Origin of the sequence: Yinghuangia seranimata (assembly GCF_029953285.1) — a bacterium.
GTDB classification, from domain to species: domain Bacteria; phylum Actinomycetota; class Actinomycetes; order Streptomycetales; family Streptomycetaceae; genus Yinghuangia; species Yinghuangia seranimata.
This window is the reverse complement of record NZ_JASAOI010000010.1, coordinates 255,720-274,142: the sequence shown is the minus strand read 5'-3', so window position 1 is coordinate 274,142 and position 18,423 is coordinate 255,720. Positions and strand designations below refer to the sequence as shown.

The following is an 18,423-nucleotide window of genomic DNA, read 5'->3' as shown; positions in this document are numbered from 1 at the left end:
GGCCTCCGGGTGGGGGCCGGCTTCCGGGGTGGGGTGGGGGTGGGTCAGTGGTTCCAGGGGGTGGTGGGGCCGCAGGTGGGATCGACGTGGACGCCGATGAGGGTGTCGCATATCTTCTCGTCGTTGTCGCGTTCGGCCAGGAGGGTGCCGCCGGCGTCGTAGGCGCGGATGGCGGTGGTACCGGCGGCCGGGTCGAGCTTCGAGGGGTGGGGGAAGTCGCCGTCGGCGAACCAGACGCCGTCGCGGACGACCGCGCGGGTGACCTTGCCGTCGGGGGTGGTGACGTCGACGCGGGCGACGTCGGCCGAGACGCGGCCCCACAGGGCCGAGCGGTTGTTGACGACCTCGGGCCGCTCGTCGACGAGCTCCATCGGGACGGCCGTCATGTTGACTTCGATCGGGCCGGAGATGCGGCCGTCGGCTCCGACGAGGATCGCGGACGCGACGAACTGCCCGCCTCCGAACGACGTGCACTCCAGCAGGCCCGTCTGCCCGGCCGCTCGGCCGAGGACGAACGGCTCGAGGCCGCCCTTGGCGTTCGTACGCCATGCGGTGAAGTACGGCTGGTAGTCGGTGTTCGGGTCGACAGGTTTGATCACCGGCGGGTCGCCGTACGGCACCGGCGGCACGGTGAACGGGCCCGGCGACATCCCCGGGGACAGCGGGCCGACGGACGCCGACGCGACCGCGACGCCCGGTCCGCTCGGCGATGGGCCGCCGGGCAGCGCCGCCGGGTCCTTCGGATCGTAGGCAGGCAGGGTCGTCGGGCGGTCCGTCACGGACGACGGGAAGCCGGGCGGGTACTCGCCTCCGGTGCTGAACCCCGGCACGGTGGCGGTCGCCGTCGGCTTCGGCTCGGAGGCGCCCTTCGGCACGCCCGGGGATGGGGACGCCCCGGGACCGAACGGCCCCGGTACGCCGCTCTTCATCGGCACCGGCCCCGGTACGCCGCTCTTCGCCGGCACCGGGATCGCCGAGGCGCTCCCGAAGGCCTCCCCGCCCGACACGCCGCCTGATCCGGAGCCGTTCTTCATCGCGCCCAGGCACGACTTGAGCGCCGCCTTCGCGTCGGCGGCCGGCACGGGGTCGCCCGGCTTGGCGCGGTCGCGGGGTACGCCCTGGTCGGCGGCCGTGGACACGTTGTGGCCGTCGGACGCCCACGGGCGCGCGACCACCACGCCGACCGCCGCGGTCGCCAGGACCGCCGCCGTCGCCACCAGCGGCACGACCGCGCGGCGGCGGCCGCCCGCGCGGTCCAGGTCCGCGTCGTCGGTGTCGATCAACGCCATCAGCTCCCCGCGCCGCCGGTCGTGCCCCGGCAGCCGGTCCTCGTCGTACGGGCTCATGGGTTCCTCTCCAACTCCTCCGGCACCAAGGTGCCGAGCCGCTTGCGCGCCCGGTGCATGCGCGACTTCACCGTCCCCACCGACACGCCCAGCGCGGCGGCCGCGGCCTGCTGGTCGAGGCCGCCCCACACGCACAGTTCGACGACGTCCCGCTCGTGCCGCGGCAGCCGGCCGACCGAGCGGCGCAGCGCCCTGGCCTGCTGTTCGGCGTCGAGGCGGGCCGCGACGTCGTCGGCGTGGTCGGGCACGTCCGGCGGCGCCGGGGTGCGTTCGACCAGGTCGCGGTAGCGGCGCAGCGCGCGGCGCCGGTTGGCGAGCGTGTGGTTCGCGGTGCCGAGCAGCCACGGCAGCGCGCTGTCGCGGTCGAGGGTGATCTCGCCGCGTCGCCGCCACGCGGCGAGAAACACCGCCGAGGTCAGGTCCTCGGCCTCGGTGTGCTCGCCGGTGCGGCGCAGCAGGTGGCCGTACACGGCGCCGGCGTGCCGGTCGAACAGCGCGCCGAACGCTTCGCGGTCCCCGACGGCTATCTGCTGCCACAGGTCGGCGTCGGACCGGTCGTGCCGTTGATGGGTCATCACGTCCCAGGAGTGTCCGGCCGCACGGGGAGGGTTCCCGGGTGTCGGCCGAGACGTCCCCCGAGGCCCGGCGGCCGGGGTCAGCCGGCGGGCGCGTGCTCGGCGGCGGCGGTGCGCAGGGCGTCCGCCATCGCCGCGACCAACTGGTGCGAGGAGCGGGTGCGGCGGGCTGTGACGATACCGAAGTGCCGTGTCGGGCGCGGGGGTTCTACGGGCAGGACGACGACGCCGGGCGGCGGTGCGAGCAGGGACACGTACGGGGCGAGGGTGATGCCGACGCCGGCGGCGACGAGGGAGACGGCGAAGAAGTAGTCGGAGGTGCTGCCGGAGATGCGCAGGTCGAATCCGGCGATGCCGGCGTAGCGGCGCAGGAACGCCTCGGTCTTGCGGCAGCCGAGGACCCACGGGTCGTCGGCGAGTTCGCTGATCTCGACGGTGTCGCGGCCGGCGAGCCGGTGACCGGTCGGGACGACGACGGAGAGGGGGTCGGCCATGAGGGGTTCCCAGGCCAGTCCGGAGCGGTCGCCGGTGCGGGCGGGCGGGGGACCGTCGAAGTGGTAGGCGAGGGCGAGGTCGGCGACGCCCTGCCGGACGAGCGGGAGGCTGCCTTCGGGTTCGTGTTCGACGACGTGGACCTCGACGCCGGGCTGTGCGGCTGTGAACACCGTCAACGCGGCGGGGAGGAGGTGACGGCCGCCGCTGGTGAACGTCGCGACGGTGAGTCGGCCGCGGCCTTCGGAGAGCCGGGCGATCTGGTCGCGGGCGTGCCGCAGCTCGGCGGAGATGGCCTCCTCGGCCTCGACGAGGAGCCGTCCGGACTCGGTGAGCGCGACGCCGCGCGGGCTGCGCGCGACGACGGCCGTGCCGACGCCGCGTTCGAGCGCGGCGATCTGCTGCGAGACGGCGGACGGGGTCACGTGCAGCGCGGCGGCGGCCTTGTTGAAGCTGCCGTGCCGGGCCACCTCGCTGAGTACGCGCAGCCGCTGCAGATCAGTCATTAGCGATCCCTTAAAACCGGTTAAGCAAGTCAGCAGTTCCGCTGAACACCGTCAGGCAGCAGAGTCTGACGCATGCGAAACGTCCTTGTCATCGGCGGGAGCCGGTACTTCGGAAAGATCCTGGTCGAGCGGCTGCGGGACGCCGGCGACCGGGTCACCGTCCTCAACCGCGGCTCGGCGGTCCCGCCGGCCGGCGTCGGGCACGTCGTCGCCGACCGGTCCGACGAGGCCGCGCTGGCGGCCGCGCTCGGCGCCGCCGAGTTCGACGTCGTCCTCGACCAGGTGCTGTACAACCCGGCGGACGCCGCGGTCGCGGGCCGGGTGTTCACCGGGCGCGCGGGCCGGTACGTGATGACCTCGACGATGGAGGTGTACGACCCGGCCACCTCGGCCGTGCTGCCCGCGCCGGTGCCGGGCCGTCCGGTCGCCGAGGACGCGGTGGACCCGGCCGGGTGGAAGGTCGACGAGGAGCTGTGGCGCGACCCGGCCCGGGTGGCCGCGCTCTACGACGAGGCGACCGCGTACGCGGAGGGCAAGCGGCAGGCCGAGGCCGTCCTGGCGCGCGGCGCGGTGGCCCTGCCGTACGCGGCGGTCCGCAGCGCGCACGTGGTCGGCGGCGGCGCGCAGGACTTCACGGGGCGGCTGGCGCACTACGTGGAGCGGATCGCGCAGGGCCGCCCGGTGGTGGTGCACAGCGACCCGTACGAGACGTCGTTCGTCGGGCACCGGGACGTCGCGGCGTTCCTGCACGCGGTGGCGGGCTCGGACGCGGTCGGCCCGGTCAACGCGTGCATGACCGCGCCGCTGTCGGTGCTGGACCTGGCCGTGCTGGTCGGGGAACGGGTGGGCCGGGCGCCGGTGTTCGCGGCGCCGGGCGAGGTCCCGGGCGAGGTCCCGGGCGAGGAGGTCTCGCCGTACTCGTTCGACCGCTACTACGCGATGGACAACCGGCGGGCCGAGGCGCTGTGGGGCGCGGCGGTCGGGCGGGGCGCCGCGGCGCGCTTCGGACGGACGGTCGACACGCTCGCCGAGGCGGTCGACGCCGCGGCGCGCGAGGCGGGGTACTGAGATGCGGCCCGCGACGGGGGCGCGCACGAAGGAACCGGGGAGTGGCACGGGAAGGGGCACGGGGATGGGCGCGGCGACGGGCACGGCGAGGGGAACGACGGTGGGAACGACGGTGGGAACGGGATCTGACATGGCTGCTGGCATCGGGACTGGCACTGCGGCTGGCGTGCGCGCTGGGCTGGTGGCCGGCGAGGGGAGCGCGGTAGCGCGCGGCGCGGCCACGGGGGAGCAGCGGAGGATCGGCCGCGTCGAGGTCGGCGCGATCGGCCTGGGCGCGATGCCGCTGTCGATCGAGGGCCGCCCCGACGAGGCGCGGGCGATCGCCACGATCCACGCCGCGCTCGACGCGGGCGTCACGCTGATCGACACCGCCGACGCGTACCACCGCGACGCGGGGGAGGCCGGCCACAACGAACTCCTCGTCGCCAAGGCCCTGGACGCCTACGGCGGCGACCGTTCGGCGGTGCTGGTCGCCACCAAGGGCGGCCGCGGCCGCCCAGGCGACGGCAGTTGGACGGTCACCGGCGACCCGGACCACCTGCGCCGCGCCGCGCACGCGTCGCTGCGCCGGCTCGGCGGGGACAGCATCGGCCTGTACCAGCTCCACAAGCCGGACCCGGCGGTGCCGTTCGCCGACTCGGTGGGCGCGCTGAAGGAGATGCACGACGAGGGCCTGCTGCGCGCCGTCGGCCTGTCCAACGTGACGGTGGAGCAGATCCTCGAGGCGCGGGGGATCCTCGGCGACGCGCTGGTGTCGGTGCAGAACGAGTACTCGGCGGCCGTCCGCGACAGCGAGGCGCAGCTTCGGCTGTGCGAGGAGCTCGGGCTCGCGTTCCTGCCGTGGAGCCCGCTGGGCGGCATCTCGCGCAGCTCGCTCGACGGCGCGTCGGGTCCGACGTCGGCCGGGACGGCGTTCCACCGGGTCGCGGCCGCGCACGGGGTCGGCCCGCAGCGCGTCGCGCTCGCGTGGCTGCTGGCCCGCAGCCCGGCGATGGTCCCGGTGCCGGGGGCCAGCCGCCCCGAGACGATCCGCGACTCGGCGGCCGCCGCCGGGCTGCGCCTGGACGCCGCCGAACTGGCGCTGCTGGACGCACCGGACGCGTTGGACGTGCGGGGCTGAAACGGGGCGGCCGGGTCAGTCCTCGGCCGGGGGGCGCTGCGCCAACGCGTCCTCCGCGGCCCGCGCGAACGCTTTGATCCGCTCGTTCTCCCCGCTCGTGTGCCACACCAGCGCCCACTCGGTGCGCGGGTCCTCGGCCAGCGGCACGAACACGAGGCCGGGATGCGCGTAGTAGCGGGCGCCGTGCCGTCCGGCGTACGAGATCGCCAGGCCGGCGGACACGATCGAGAACAGCTCGTGGACGGTGGCCGCGTCGGGCCCGGCCGGGATCGGACGGCCGCTGGGCGTCACGCGCGGCGCGTGCGCCTCGATCCAGTACGAGGGGGCGCTGCCTACGCCGGGCTGCACCGTCACCTCGTCCGCGAGCTCCTCCATGGAGACCGACTCACGCCCGGCGAACCGGTGCCGCGCCGACACCGCGACGACCACCGCGTCGGTGCCGACCGTCGGCCCGACCGTGAGGTCCGGCTCGCGCACCGGCAGCCACATGACCGCGACGTCGACGTCGCCGGTGCGCAGCGGCTCGAACGGGTCGGCGAAGTGGATCTCCCGGATCTGCACCTCGCAGTCCGGGTGCCGGGCGCGGAACAGGTCGAGCACGTCGAGGATCTCGTTGCCGTACGCGCCGAGCACGCCGAGCCGCAGCACGCCCGCCACACCGCGGGCCGCGGCGGTCGCGCGGGCGAAGCCGTCGAGCACCGCCCGGTACGGCTCGGCGACGTCGTCGCGCAGCCGGCGGCCGAGCGGGGTGAGGCTGACCCGGCGGCTGGTGCGTTCGAACAGCGGTGCGCCGATCCGGCGCTCCAGCTTGCTGACGGTCTGGCTGACCCGGGCGCGGGACACCAGCAGGCGGTCGGCGGCGCGCCCGAAGTGCAGTTCGTCGGCGACCGCGAGGAACGTCTCGATCTCGTGCCGCTCCAGCACGCCGCGAACCCCCTCCTGGCCGACCGGTCGCACGGTGGTCCGTACGGTGCCGATCCTGGCCTGTCCCGGGGCGGCCCGCAATTGTCGCACCGGTCCGACCGCGCCGGTCGGCGGGTGGGCGCGCTACTCGGGCAGGCCCGCGATGAGGAGCGCCACGTCGTCCTCGGGGCCCGCGGGCAGGATCCGCAGTGCGGCGTCGCGCAGCTGGTTGGGGTCGGGCGGCGGCACGGTGCCGGGCCGGTTGGCCGCGTCCAGGGCGCCGACCAGGTCCTTGATGCCGGTGTCGATGTCGTAGCCGCGGCGTTCGACGAGGCCGTCGGAGTACAGCACGATCGTGGCGCCGGACGGCAGCAGGCTGGACGTCTGGTCGAACGCGATGCCGCCGATGCCGAGCAGCGTGTTCGGCGGTCCGTCCAGCACCCGGGTCGGGGCGCCGGGGACGACCAGGAGCGGCGGCGGGTGGCCGGCCCGCGCCCAGGTGAGCGTGCGGTGCGCGGGGTCGAAGACGGCGTAGACGCAGCTGGCGAGTTCGCCGTCGACGGCGAAGTCGTCCATCAGCGAGTCGACGTGCGCGAGCAGCGCGGCGGGCGGCAGGCCGAGCCGGGCGACCGCGCGCACCGCGACCCGCAACTGGCCCATCAGCGCGGCGGCTTGCAGGCCGTGTCCGGTCACGTCGCCGACGACGAGCGCCACGCGGCCCTCGGCGAGCGGGATGACGTCGTACCAGTCGCCGCCCGCGAGCCGGTCGGTGCGGGCGGGCTGGTAGGCGTACGACAGGCGCAGGCCCGCGACGGAGGGCAGGTCGCGCGGCAGCAGGTGGCGCTGCAGCGTGCGCACGGCGTGCCGCTGGCGCACGCGGGCCTGGGCGTTGTCGATCGACGAGGCCGCGCGCAGGCCCAACTCCTCGGCGGTGGACACGTCGTCGGCCTCGAACGCGGGACTGCCGGCGACCCGCGCGAACACCGCGACACCGAGCGCGCGGCCGCGGGCGATCAGCGGCACGATGATCCGCGAGTGCATGCCCGCGGCGATCAACGGCAGTTTGAGCGGCGGGGGTTCGGGCTCCTCGCTGTCGAGGTCGGGCTCGGACAGCTCGGCGCGCTGACGGCGCAGGGCGGACCGGACCGAGTCCGGTGCGGGGAACGGGGCCTGGTAGTCGCGGACCGAAAGCCCGGCCAGGACGGGGGCGTCCGGCGTGAGGACGGCGGCGACGGTCCGCATGGTGGCGCCGTCGGGCGGCTCGAACCCGGCGTCCGGGCCGGGACCGGGAGCGACCGGGGTGTCGAAGAGGGCGACGGCGGCGGCGTCCGCGAACGACGGGACGCACACGAGCGGCACCTGCTCGGCACACCCGGCGACGTCCTGGCTGGACCCCATGCGCAGCTCGGCCTCGCTGACCAACGCGAGGCGGGCGCGGACCTGTTCGAGCCGGGTGAGGGCGGCCTGGTCGCCGGTGACGTCGGTGACGGTGACCCCGACGCCGCGCGGGCCGTGCTCGTCGCGCACCGGCCAGACCCCGAACGTGCACAGGTAGGAGACGTCCGCACCGGGGAGGAGGCCTCGAATGACCCGGTGCACCTGCGGGACCCCGTCCTCGAGGCACCGCAACACGGCGGCGGTGACCTCGGGATGCGCCAGGGGCCCGGGCAACTCCCGGACGTGCGTGCCGTGCAGGTCCGACGCGGGTAACCCGTGCAGCGCCGCCAACGCGTCGTTGGCGGCGAGCACCCGCGCCTTGTCGTCGAGGATCCCGAGCCCGAACGGACAGTCGGTGAACAGGGGATCACTGGCACTGACCGCCCACCAGTCGCCCCCGGCCTCCGACGAGGAGGAGGCCGAGGGCCCGCCGGACGGAGGCGGGCTGACAGGTTCCGACGTGGCCGCGCTCTTGCCGAGCCGCGGCCGGGGGCTGGGCGACGCGGACGGGTCGGGTTGCTGCGTGGCTGAAGCAGCAGGCTCGGCCGCCGACTTCGCGCGGCGGATCCGGCCCCGGGGCGCGGTCTCGGCGACCGGCGACGCGGGAGCGGGTGCGGTCGACTCGGGTGCCGGGGCGGAGGAGGCGTGCTCCGGCGCAGGCTTCGGCTTGCGGATCCGGGGACGCGACGTGGTGGAGCGGGCAGGCGCCGGCGGTGTCTCCGGCTCGGCCGCAGGGCGGGTGCCGTTCACCCGGGCGGCCGGGTCCGGTTGCGGCGTGGGCGAAGCATCCGGCTCGGCCGCCGACTTCGCGCGGCGGAGACGGGGACGAGAGGCGGCGGGACGCGCGGTCGCCTGCGGGGTCTCGGACGCGGCCGCAGAGGGAGTGCCGTCCATCTGCGAGGGCGAGGACACCGCCTCGGCGGCCTGCTTGGCCTTGCCCAGGCGCCGCCGAGGGCTGGGGGCGGGCGCGTCGGCCTGCGGCGTGGGGGAAGCCGCGGGCTCGGCGGCCGACTTCGCGCGGCGTGTCCGGCCTCGGGGCGCGGTCTCGGCGACGGGTGGCGCGGGAGCGGGAGCGGGTGCGGCGGGCTCGGGTGCCGCGTGCTCCGGTGCGGGCTTCGGCTTGCGGATCCTCGGGCGCGGCGTGGCGGAGCGGGCAGGCGCCTTCGGGGTCTCCAACTCGGCCGCGGGGCGGGTGCCGTTCACCTGGGCGGGCGAGGGTTCGGCGGCCTGCTTGGCCTTGCCCAGGCGTCGCCGGGGGCTGGGGGCGGGTGCGTCGGGTTGCGGCGTGGGCGAAGCATCCGGCTCGGCCGCCGACTTCGCGCGGCGGATCCGGCCCCGGGGTGTGGTCTCGGCGACCGGCGGGGCGGGAGCGGGTGCGGTCGACTCGGGTGCCGGGGCGGAGGAGGCGTGCTCTGCCGCGGGCTGCGGATTGTCCGCGGTGCCGGGTATTCGGTCTGGGGTGTCCTGCTTGGCGGCGGGGCGTTCGCCGGCGGTCGAGGTGCCGTTTGCCTTGGGCTGCTTCGGGATCGCGGCCGTGTGGTTGGGGCGGTCGGTGGGGTCGGCGTTCGGGCGGGGGTTCTTGCGCGTGCTGGTTCGCGCACCGGCGCGTGCGCCGTCACGTGTCACGCTCGACTCCTCGGCCGCCGTGGCGTCGATGTGCGACCTCCCAACCCCGTGCGTCCGCTCGGCGTGTTGCCCTCGCAGACCAGGATGTCGCACGTCAGGCCGGTCGTCAGGGGCATGCCTCGCGATGTTTAGAGAACGTTTGTACACGGTCGGGCGACCCCTGTGTGCGCCGGAGCGCGGATCGACGATCCGCAAACCGTACGAATCACCGCGTTCACCCGTCCCGGGCATTCGCCTGCATGATCGTTCAGCCCGGCGGTCGACCTGCCGATGCGGGACGCGACGACAGGTCGGGAGCGGTTTCTACGGCGATCGGGGCGCGGCGTGACAGGTGGCAGGGTGCGGGTGCAGTCCCTGGTCTGGACCGTCGGGGGCGTCTCGCAAGGGGAGTTCGGCACGACCCCCGGCGCCGGGCGCAGGGCCGACGCGCCGCCCCGGCAGGGGCTGTCGCGGCTGCTGCCGGGTCCCCGCGCGGCTATGGCGAACGCCACAGCGTCCGGTGACCGGTTGATCGCCAAGGGTTCTGGACACGGAAAGTAGCGCCTGTTTGACTGCACGTCAGGATCGGCGTCATCGAAGGGGGAATCATGACGCATCGACCGGACCGGTCGGCTCGCGCGACGATCGCGGGAGTGAACCGGTCGGCAGTCCGCGGCCACCGAGTGTGGCGTACGGCCGTCGTCGCACGGGGCGGCCATCCGCCGCCCCAGCTCGCGGTGGCGCGTAGGACGCTGGGTTCGGCGGCGCTCGCGCCGGACCCGGTGCTCGGTGACGGCCGCTTGGTCGTCGACCCGAACGACCGGACGGTGTCGGTTGCCGGGCGGGTGGTGGAACTGGCGTATCTCGAGTTCCAGTTGCTGCACCACCTGATGCGGCATCCCCGGATGGTGTTCACGCGCGGGCAGCTCATGTCCGCGGTGTGGGGCTATCCGGAGGCCGGTTCGGGCCGCACTGTCGACGTCCACGTGGCGCGGCTGCGCCGCAAGCTGGGCGCCGAGGCCCGGGAGGCGATAGTGACCGTGCGGCACGTCGGCTACAAGTACGTGCCCAAGGCGGAGCCCGCGCTGGTGCGGGGGTAGTGCCGGGCGGTTCCGGCGGTACGGCGGCGGCGCGGGTCCTGTGGCGGCAGGGTCCGCGCCGTCGGCGTTCCCGGCATTAAGCAGTTCGTCGGTTCATCCGACCGCACCGATTTGTTGCTGCATCCGGGTGAACGCGCGCAACCCCTGGGCCAAAACCGAAGTTGGGTAGTTTGCCGCGGCAGCGGAGAAGGAACGCAGAACCCCAGATTTTCCCCCAGCGTGAGAACGGAAGACTCATGTCCAACCTGCTCAAGAAGATCAGCGCCTCGGCGGCCGTCGTCGGCGCCGTCGTCGGTGTCGCGGCCGCCACCGCGCCCCAGGCCGTCGCGGCCGGCAGCAACGACGGCAACAACGCGGCGTTCATGGGTAACTCCAACAAGCAGGCGATCGGCAACACGAGCAGCAACGGCAACCTCAGCCCGAACTTCGCGCTGATCCAGGGCGGCGTCGCCAACTGCGTCGACATCCAGAAGGTCGAGGCGCAGATCCCGGTCGCGGCCCTCATCGGCGTGGCGGTCCCGATCCAGGACGTGCTCGGCAACGACCAGATCAACCAGACCTGCACCCAGCAGTCCGTGCAGCAGAACGGCGACGACCCGCTGTCGCACATCCTGACCCACGTGCTGTCGGAGAACGGCGGCTGAGTCCAGCCCGTCTCGCGTCGCAAGGTCGCCGGGCCCCGCGCCCGGCGTCTTGCGGCGCTCCTCCCCTCGTGATCCGCAGGGGCGTGTTCGTGCGGCGGCACCCGGAATGCTTCGGCCGGGTGCCGCCGCCGCGCGTTCGGGGGTCGGGCGAGAATCGAACCGGTTGGGCGGTCGCGGCCGCGTTCCGGGGGGTCAGGAAACAACCGTGTTAACTCGCGCCGGCACCCTTGCCAAGCCGAGATAGTACGTGTTCGGATTATCTCCGTCGGGCCGCTCCGGTCCGGCGCACCGCGCGGTGCCGCACGCCCTTCACCGGGCGTTGTCCGGCGCGCGCTCCGTGACACGGCCGTCCCCGCGAGCTTGGGAGCAACGCCTTGTTCGACTTCACTTCCGCCGACCTGCTCGACGCCTTCACCCGCGAACTGCGGCTGTGCAAGCTGGTCCCCGGCGAGCACGTCGTCGTGCTCGCCGAGCCGACCAGTCGCGGCGACTACGTCGCGGCCGCGTTCGGCGCCGCGAAGGCGTGCGGCGCGCACGTCATCGCCGCCACCGTGCCGGGCGGCAGCCCCGCCCCGATGCCGAGCACCCACACGGGCGCCGGCCCCGGGCTGGCGTCCGTGCTGGCCGACACCGCCGCGCAGGACCTGCTGAAATCGGCCGACCTGGTGGTCGACCTGACCCGCGAGGGCTTCATCCACGCGCCGGTGCAGCAGGAGATCCTCAAGACCGGCACCCGCATCATCTTCGTCTGCGACGCGCCCGACGTGCTGATCCGCAACCTGCCGTCCGAGGGCGACAAGGCCACCGTGCTTAATGGAGTAAGCAGGTTGAAGGAGGCCGCGGTCATGCGTGTGACCTCGGCGCACGGTACCGATCTGACCGTGCAACTCGCGGGCTCTAAGCCGGAGTTCCAGTGCGGTTTCGCCGACGACCCGGGCCGCTGGGACCACTGGCCGAGCACCATGGTGCTGTGCTGGCCGGAGATCTCCGACGGCACGCTCGTGCTCGCGCCGGGCGACATCCTGCTGCCCTTCAAGGAGTACGTCCGCGAACCCGTCTCCCTGACGGTCGAAGGCGGCCACATCACCGCGATCGCGGGCGGCGCCGAAGCCGTGCTGCTCGAGACCTTCTTCGCCGACGCCGCCGACCCGTGGGCGCGCAGCCTCTCCCACCTGGGCTGGGGCCTGATGCGCACCGCCGACTGGTTCGCCACCGCGATGTACGGCAAGGGCGACCTGATGGGCATGGACGCCCGCGCGTACGCCGGCAACTTCCTGTGGTCCACCGGGCCGCACCCGGTGCTCGGCCGCGAGTCGTACGCCCACCTCGACATCGCGATGCGCGGCTGCACCGTGGCCGTGGACGACGCCGTGGTCGTCGACGCCGGCGAACTCGTCGACGCCTGAACAACCACACGCGAGACCGCGCCGGCGCCCACCCGGCGGGCGCGGTCGAGAGAACGAGAGGAACAAGGCCAGTGGCCTCCACCCAGTCGTACGAAGTCACCGTCGTCGGCGGCGGACTCGGCGGGCTGACCGCCGCGCTGGCGATGCGCCGGCGCGGACTGCGGGTCACCGTCCTGGAGTCCGCGCCCGAGCTCGGCGAGATCGGCGCGGGCATCCAGACCGCCCCGAACGCCAGCCGCGTGCTGCTCGGACTCGGCCTGCGCGAACGCCTGGAGGCCATCCACACCGAGCCGCTCGACCAGGTCCGGCGCCGCTGGAAGGACGGCAGCGTCATCGGGCTGACCCCGCTCGGCGAGACCGTCAAGCGCGCCTACAACGCGCCGTACTGGCACTACCACCGCGCCGACCTGCACCGCGTGATCCTCGACGCGTGCCTCGACCCGGACGAACCCGGCCCAGTGGTACAGATGTTCACGGACAGCCGCGTCGTCGAGCTGGACCGCTCCGACCCGGCCCGCCCGGTCGCGGTCACCGCCGGCGGGCGCCGCCACGTCGCCGACGTGCTGGTCGGCGCCGACGGCATCCGCTCGACCGTCCGCGACCTCATGGGCGCCGAGGACACGCTCGTGTTCTCCGGCGAGATGGCGTTCCGCGCGCTCATACCCGGCGAGCTCGTCGCCGCCGACCCCGCCACCCGCTGGCTCGTCGACCGCTACCAGAGCACCATCTGGTACGGCCCCGACCGGCACCTGGTGCACTACATGATCCGCCGCGGCGAGTTCCTCAACGTCGTCGCCTGCGTGCCGTGCACCGACGAGGTCGCCGAACGCTGGACGGTCCCGGCGACCACCGCCGAGCTCGTCGAGGCGTTCACCGGATGGGACGACCGGGTCGCCGCGATGCTGTCCAAGGCCAAGGACGACGTCGCCGCCTTCGCCCTCTACCACCGCCGCCGCGACCCCGTGTGGATGGACGGCCGGGTCGCCCTGCTCGGCGACGCCTGCCACGCCATGCTGCCCTACCAGGCGCAGGGCGCCTCGCAGGCCATGGAGGACGCGGCCGTGCTGGCCGAGGAGTTGGGCGCGGTCACCCTGGACGGCGTCGAGGGCGCGCTGCGCCGCTACGTCGACCGGCGCGCCACGCACGCCGGGATGGTGCAGCACGCGTCGCTGCGCAACAAGGACCTCTACCACCTGCCCGACGGGCCCGAGCAGCGCGAGCGCGACGACAAGCTGCGGCGCGGCTTCACCGGCGAGTCGGACCTCTCGTACGACTGGCTGTGGTCCGGAACCCCGCTCAACGACCCCGACCAGCACGCGTTCGCCTACCAGTTCGCGCGCTGACCGCGGCCCGTCCGGATCCCCGGGAAGACCCCGGGGAACCGCGACGGCCACGTCGAGGAGACCCCCATGAAACCCGCCCCGTTCACCTACCACCGGGCCCGCGACACCGAGGGCGCCGTGCGGCTGCTCGCCGAACTCGGCGACGACGCCAAGCCGATCGCCGGCGGCCAGAGCCTGGTCGCGATGATGGGCTTCCGCCTCGCCCGCCCCCGGCACCTGGTCGACATCGCCCGCCTGCCCGACCTGGACTACCTGCGCCGCGACGCCGACGGGGCGCTGCGCATCGGCGCGCTGACCACCCATCACACCGTCGAGACGGCCGGCGACGGCGCCCTGGGGGCGGGGTACGCGGTGCTGCGGGACGCGATGCGGTGGGTCGGACACCTGCCCATCCGCACCCGCGGCACCGTCGGCGGGAGCATCGCGCACGCCGACGCGACCGCCGAATGGTGCCTGCTGGCGGTGCTGTTCGACGCCGAGCTGACGGCCTACGGGCCGCACGGCGAACGGCGCATCCCGGCCGCGGAGTTCTTCCACGGCTTCTACACCAACGCGCTGGAGCCGGACGAACTCCTCGTCGACGTGCGGTTCCCGGCTCCGGCGCGGCACGCCGCGCTGACGGAGTTCGCCGAGCGGCACGGCGACTTCGCGATCGTGTCGGCGGCCGTCACGCTCGACTTCGGTCCGGAGGAGGGGGCCGGACCGGGGACCACCCCGCTGCGGGGCGGGCGCGTCGCCCTCGGCGGCGTGGCCCCCACCCCGGTGCGCGTCCCCGAGGCGGAGGAGGTGCTCGCCGCGGGCGGACGGGCCGACGCCGCGCTGTTCGCGGAGTGCGCGGCCCGCGCGGCCGCCGCCGTCGATCCGCCGGGCGACGCCAACGGCAGCTCCCAGTACCGGCGTTCCCTCGTCCGGACGCTCGTCGAACAAGCACTTGAGGAGGCGGTGAACCGATGACCACGACCGCGAACCCGACGAGGGGCGGCCTGACGGCGAGGGCACTGCCGCCGGAGAACCTGGTGACGGCGGGGGAGGTGGCGGCGAGGGAGGGGACGGCAGGGCGGCCGCGTGCCGCGGACTCCTCTGCGGCCCGCCGGGCGGCAGGCTCCGTCCCAAGCGCCGCGACGGGCGGCGAGGCCGCGCACCCGACCGCCGTGGACTCCGGTGCGCGCCACCACCGGCCCGCCGGGCGGCTGGTCGGCGCGTCCGTCCGGCGCCGCGAGGACCCGCGCCTGCTGACCGGGCGCGGCCGGTTCGTCGACGACCTCCACCCCGCCGGCGTCCTGCACGCCGCGTTCGTGCGCAGCACCGTCGCGCACGCCGAGGTCGCCTCCGTCGACCTCGCCGACGTGCTGGCGACGCCCGGCGTCGTCGCGGCGTTCACCGCCGACGACCTCGGGCTCGGCGACATCTCCGCGCGACTGGCGCGCCCCGTCGAGGAGTTCGTGCCCACCGACATGCCGATCCTGGCCCGCGACCGGGTCCGGTTCGTCGGGGAGCCGATCGCGATCGTGATCGCCGACGACGCGTACGCCGTCGAGGACGGCCTGGAGGCGGCCAAGGTCACCTACCGCACGCTGCCCCCGGTCGTGTCCGACACGGCCGCGCTCGCGCCCGGCGCCCCGCTCGTCCACGACAACGCGCCCGCCAACACGCTTGTCGACGTCGCCATGTTCGCCACGCCCGGCATCGACGAGGTCTTCGCCGGGGCCGCCTGCGTCGTGCGCGTCCGCACCAAGACCGGCCGGCAGAACGCGCTTCCGCTGGAGACCCGCGGCGCGGTCGCCGAGTGGATCGACAAGGACGGGCAACTCGTCCTGCACACCTGCACGCAGACGCCGCATCAGGTCCGCACCGTGGCCGCCCGCAGCCTGGGCCTGGACGAGCAGGCGGTCCGCGTCGTCGTCCCCGACATGGGCGGCGGGTTCGGCATCAAGTGCGTCGTCGGCCGCGAGGAGATCGCCGTCGCCGCCGCGGCGTTGCGGCTGCGCCGCCCCGTGAAGTGGATCGAGGACCGCAAGGACGCGCTCACCGCGTCGTTCCTGGCCCGCGAGCAACGCTACGACGCACGCGCCGCGTTCGACGCCGAAGGCCGCATCCTCGCGCTCGACGCCGACGTGGTGTGCGACATGGGCGCCTACTCCTGCTACCCGTTCACCGCCGGCATCGAGCCGCTGATGGCGTCCGCCGAGATGCCGAGCGTGTACCGGGTGCCGGCCTACCGGGTGCGCGGCCGCGCCGTCACCACGAACAAGGCGCCCACCGCGCCCTACCGGGGCGTCAGCAGGCCGCAGTACGTGATGGTCGTCGAGCGGCTCTTCGAACGCGCCGCCCGCGAACTGGGCCTGGACCCGGTCGAGATCCGCCGCCGCAACGTGATCACGGAGTTCCCGTACACCGGCGTCAACAACATCACCTACGACCCCGGCTCCTACCGCGAGTCCCTCGACCTGTGCGAGCGGCTCGTGCGCGAGGAGGGCTGGTATGAGGCCAAGGCGGCCGCCGCCGCGGAGGGCCGGCACCTGGGCATCGGCTACTCCTGTTTCAGCGAGCGCACCGGATACGGCTCCGCCGCGTTCGCCGCCCGCAAGATGGAGGTCGTCCCGGGCTTCGACATCGCCGAGATCCGGATGGACACCACCGGCGCCGTCACCGTCACCAGCGGCACCCAGAACCACGGGCAGAGCCACGAGACGACGCTCGCGCAGATCGTCGCCGACCGGCTCGGCCTGGACCTGGCCAAGGTGCGGCTCCAGCAGGGCGACACCGACCGGATCACGTACGGCTGGGGCACGTTCGCCAGCCGGTCCGTGGTGGTCGGCGGCAGCGCGGTCGGACGCGCCGCCGCGAAGCTCGCCGACAAGCTGCTCGTGCTCGGCGCACACCTGCTCGGCACCGAGGCCGGCGAGGTCGAACTCGCCCCGGGCGGCGGCGTCCGGGTGCGGGGCGACCACGCGCGGGCGGTGCCGTACACCGCGATCGCCGAGATCGCCTACCTCAAGTCCAACCTGCTGCCCGAGGGTTGCGAGCCGGGGCTGGCGGCGACCGCGTCGTTCGACGTCCTCGACGACGGCACGTTCTCCAACGCCACGCACGCGTGCGTCGTCGAACTGCACGCCGGCACCGGGCGCGTGGAGATCCTGCGCTACATCTGCGTCGAGGACTGCGGCGTCGCCGTCCACCCGCAGGTCGTCGAGGGCCAGTGCCGCGGCGGCATCGCGCAGGGCATCGCCGGCGCGCTGTTCGAACAGGTCACCTACGACGACAACGGCGAACCGTCCGCGACCAGCTTCATGGACTACAAGGTGCCCACCGCGCTGGAGATCCCCGACGTCGCCATCCACCACCTCGAAACGCCGTGCCTGTTCACGGAGACCGGCGCCAAGGGGGCCGGCGAGGGCGGCACCATCGGCGCACCCGCCGCCGTGCTCAACGCCGTCAACGACGCGCTCGCGCCCACCGGGACCGAGCTCGACGACACCCCCGTCACCCCCGAGACCGTCCGGAACGCGCTCGCGAACGGCCCCCGGGCCGCCGCGGCCCCGACCGGGGAGGAGGACCGATGACCGCCGAATCCACGGCGCAGGCCCGCACCGGATACCGCGAACGCCAGCTCGTCGTGCTGGACGTCAACGGCACCGAGCACGAGGTCCTCGTCGAACCCCGGCGCACCCTCGTCGACGTGCTGCGGCACGACCTCGGGCTCACCGGCACGCACGTCGGCTGCGAGCACGGCATCTGCGGCGCGTGCACCGTCCTCGTCGACGGCCGACCCGCCCGCGCCTGCCTGATGTTCGCCGCCCAGGCCGAGGGTTCGGCGGTCCGCACCGTCGAGTCGCTCGCCGGGCCCGACGGCGAACTCAGCGACCTGCAGGAGGCGTTCACCCGCCACCACGCCCTGCAGTGCGGATTCTGCACCCCCGGGTTCCTCATGCTCGCCGAGGGCCACCTCGCCGCGTGCCCCCGGACGGACAAGGCGGAGATCCGCGAGGTCGTGGCGGCCAACCTGTGCCGCTGCACCGGATACCAGACCATCGTCGAGGCCATCGACGACTGCGCGCGGCAGCGCAGGAACCGCGAGGAGGACTGATGCGGCTCACCAACACCGTCGCCGTCGACGCACCGCCGGACGCCGTGTTCGCGCTCGTCAACGACGTCGAACGGGTCGCCTCGTGCATGCCGGGCGCCCGCCTGGAGGGCCGCGACGGCGACGCGTGGCGCGGCGGGGTCAAGGTCAAGGTCGGCCCGATCACCGCGGCCTACGCCGGAACCGTGCGGTTCCTCGAGGTGGACCCCGAGAACCGGACCCTGCGCGTGCACGCCCGCGGCGCCGACACGCACGGCAGCGGCGACGCCGAGGCCGAGGTCGTGCTCGTCGTCGCGGAGACGCCCGGCGGGGCCCGGCTCGACCTCACCACCGACCTCGTCATCCGCGGCAAGATCGCGCAGTTCGGCAAGGGCGCGATCGGCGCCGTGTCGGACCGCATCCTGCGGCAGTTCGCCGCCAACCTCGGCGGACTGCTGCACCCCGAACGCGCACCGGACGCGGCGCCTGTGCCGGGGACCGCGTCCGGTGCGCACGCTCCCGCCGCGGGTGGGGCCACGGCCACCAGCGCCGCGCCCGCGGCGGAGGCGCTCGACGGACTGGCCCTGCTCGGCGGACCCGCGCTCGCGAAGTACGCGCCTGTGGCCGCGGCGTTCGCGTTCGGGGTGTTCGAGGGCTGGCTGCTCGGACGCCTGACGTCGATGAAGCGGGAACTGCGGGCGATACGGAGGGGCGCGTGAACGCCCGGGACAACGACGGCGCGGCGCGCCTCCGACGTGCGGGAGCCCACCCGACCGAGGCCGCGGGCGAGGAACGCGCCGGGCTGCGGGTCGTTC

At 74.4% G+C, this 18,423-nt stretch carries 15 protein-coding genes; 10 read left to right on the top strand and 5 right to left on the bottom strand.

Going from position 1 to position 18,423, the window contains the following annotated elements; all coding sequences use genetic code 11:
• Window positions 1-44 precede the first annotated feature (44 nt).
• From QI554_RS07425 to QI554_RS07415, 3 genes are all read right to left on the bottom strand, one after another.
• Window positions 45-1,346 carry a hypothetical protein gene (locus tag QI554_RS07425; protein WP_281467200.1) on the bottom strand — a complete coding sequence of 434 codons (1,302 nt, stop codon included), beginning with the start codon at window positions 1,344-1,346 and terminating at the stop codon, window positions 45-47.
• Complete coding sequence (locus tag QI554_RS07420; RefSeq protein ID WP_281467442.1) at window positions 1,343-1,921, bottom strand: RNA polymerase sigma factor; 579 nt, start codon at window positions 1,919-1,921, stop codon at window positions 1,343-1,345. Before QI554_RS07420 ends, QI554_RS07425 begins: the two co-directional genes overlap by 4 nt.
• Before the next feature lie 80 nt (window positions 1,922-2,001).
• Complete coding sequence (locus QI554_RS07415; RefSeq protein WP_281467198.1) at window positions 2,002-2,919, bottom strand: LysR family transcriptional regulator; 918 nt, start codon at window positions 2,917-2,919, stop codon at window positions 2,002-2,004.
• 72 nt (window positions 2,920-2,991) lie between these two features.
• Here QI554_RS07415 and QI554_RS07410 point away from each other — a divergent pair, with 72 nt between their 5' ends.
• Together QI554_RS07410 and QI554_RS07405 are read left to right on the top strand one after the other, a co-directional pair.
• Complete coding sequence (locus tag QI554_RS07410; RefSeq protein WP_281467196.1) at window positions 2,992-3,987, top strand: NAD-dependent epimerase/dehydratase family protein; 996 nt, start codon at window positions 2,992-2,994, stop codon at window positions 3,985-3,987.
• Between the two features lie 181 nt (window positions 3,988-4,168).
• Entirely contained in the window at window positions 4,169-5,107 is a 939-nt protein-coding gene (locus tag QI554_RS07405; RefSeq protein ID WP_425527932.1) for an aldo/keto reductase, read from the top strand.
• A 15-nt stretch (window positions 5,108-5,122) separates the two neighbouring features.
• On the opposite strand, the gene QI554_RS07400 is transcribed toward QI554_RS07405, so the two are convergent.
• Both QI554_RS07400 and QI554_RS07395 read right to left on the bottom strand, forming a co-directional pair.
• The gene (locus QI554_RS07400) at window positions 5,123-6,031 is read right to left on the bottom strand and encodes a LysR family transcriptional regulator (RefSeq protein ID WP_281467193.1); all 909 of its coding nucleotides are present in this window, start codon (window positions 6,029-6,031) and stop codon (window positions 5,123-5,125) included.
• Between the two features lie 123 nt (window positions 6,032-6,154).
• Window positions 6,155-9,073 (bottom strand): SpoIIE family protein phosphatase, encoded by a 2,919-nt coding sequence (locus tag QI554_RS07395; RefSeq protein ID WP_281467191.1) that lies wholly within the window; start codon window positions 9,071-9,073, stop codon window positions 6,155-6,157.
• 587 nt (window positions 9,074-9,660) lie between these two features.
• Between QI554_RS07395 and QI554_RS07390 the strand changes: the two genes are divergently transcribed.
• The 8 genes from QI554_RS07390 to QI554_RS07355 all read left to right on the top strand — a co-directional run bounded on the left by QI554_RS07390 (window position 9,661) and on the right by QI554_RS07355 (window position 18,327).
• Window positions 9,661-10,152 (top strand): winged helix-turn-helix domain-containing protein, encoded by a 492-nt coding sequence (locus tag QI554_RS07390; protein ID WP_281467189.1) that lies wholly within the window; start codon window positions 9,661-9,663, stop codon window positions 10,150-10,152.
• A 236-nt stretch (window positions 10,153-10,388) separates the two neighbouring features.
• The gene (locus QI554_RS07385) at window positions 10,389-10,796 is read left to right on the top strand and encodes a rodlin (RefSeq protein ID WP_281467187.1); all 408 of its coding nucleotides are present in this window, start codon (window positions 10,389-10,391) and stop codon (window positions 10,794-10,796) included.
• 374 nt (window positions 10,797-11,170) lie between these two features.
• The gene (locus tag QI554_RS07380; RefSeq protein ID WP_281467184.1) at window positions 11,171-12,202 is read left to right on the top strand and encodes a 2,5-dihydroxypyridine 5,6-dioxygenase NicX family protein; all 1,032 of its coding nucleotides are present in this window, start codon (window positions 11,171-11,173) and stop codon (window positions 12,200-12,202) included.
• Between the two features lie 71 nt (window positions 12,203-12,273).
• Window positions 12,274-13,545, top strand: coding sequence for an FAD-dependent monooxygenase (locus QI554_RS07375; protein ID WP_281467182.1), 1,272 nt, complete (start codon window positions 12,274-12,276; stop codon window positions 13,543-13,545).
• Between the two features lie 66 nt (window positions 13,546-13,611).
• Window positions 13,612-14,499 carry an FAD binding domain-containing protein gene (locus tag QI554_RS07370; RefSeq protein ID WP_281467180.1) on the top strand — a complete coding sequence of 296 codons (888 nt, stop codon included), beginning with the start codon at window positions 13,612-13,614 and terminating at the stop codon, window positions 14,497-14,499.
• Window positions 14,496-17,108 (top strand): xanthine dehydrogenase family protein molybdopterin-binding subunit, encoded by a 2,613-nt coding sequence (locus QI554_RS07365; RefSeq protein WP_281467178.1) that lies wholly within the window; start codon window positions 14,496-14,498, stop codon window positions 17,106-17,108. Before QI554_RS07370 ends, QI554_RS07365 begins: the two co-directional genes overlap by 4 nt.
• Entirely contained in the window at window positions 17,105-17,632 is a 528-nt protein-coding gene (locus QI554_RS07360) for a (2Fe-2S)-binding protein (RefSeq protein WP_281467176.1), read from the top strand. The genes QI554_RS07365 and QI554_RS07360 overlap by 4 nt, the downstream gene beginning before the upstream one ends.
• Complete coding sequence (locus QI554_RS07355) at window positions 17,632-18,327, top strand: SRPBCC family protein (RefSeq protein ID WP_281467174.1); 696 nt, start codon at window positions 17,632-17,634, stop codon at window positions 18,325-18,327. Before QI554_RS07360 ends, QI554_RS07355 begins: the two co-directional genes overlap by 1 nt.
• Window positions 18,328-18,423: the final 96 nt, after the last annotated feature.

Bases quoted from the DNA above. Each gene is read 5' to 3' on its own strand.
- QI554_RS07425 (WP_281467200.1), bottom strand. From the start codon at position 1,346: ATGAGCCCGTACGACGAGGACCGGCTGCCGGGGCACGACCGGCGGCGC.
- QI554_RS07420 (WP_281467442.1), bottom strand. From the start codon at position 1,921: ATGACCCATCAACGGCACGACCGGTCCGACGCCGACCTGTGGCAGCAG.
- QI554_RS07415 (WP_281467198.1), bottom strand. From the start codon at position 2,919: ATGACTGATCTGCAGCGGCTGCGCGTACTCAGCGAGGTGGCCCGGCAC.
- QI554_RS07410 (WP_281467196.1), top strand. From the start codon at position 2,992: ATGCGAAACGTCCTTGTCATCGGCGGGAGCCGGTACTTCGGAAAGATC.
- QI554_RS07390 (WP_281467189.1), top strand. From the start codon at position 9,661: ATGACGCATCGACCGGACCGGTCGGCTCGCGCGACGATCGCGGGAGTG.
- QI554_RS07385 (WP_281467187.1), top strand. From the start codon at position 10,389: ATGTCCAACCTGCTCAAGAAGATCAGCGCCTCGGCGGCCGTCGTCGGC.
- QI554_RS07370 (WP_281467180.1), top strand. From the start codon at position 13,612: ATGAAACCCGCCCCGTTCACCTACCACCGGGCCCGCGACACCGAGGGC.
- QI554_RS07365 (WP_281467178.1), top strand. From the start codon at position 14,496: ATGACCACGACCGCGAACCCGACGAGGGGCGGCCTGACGGCGAGGGCA.
- QI554_RS07360 (WP_281467176.1), top strand. From the start codon at position 17,105: ATGACCGCCGAATCCACGGCGCAGGCCCGCACCGGATACCGCGAACGC.
- QI554_RS07355 (WP_281467174.1), top strand. From the start codon at position 17,632: ATGCGGCTCACCAACACCGTCGCCGTCGACGCACCGCCGGACGCCGTG.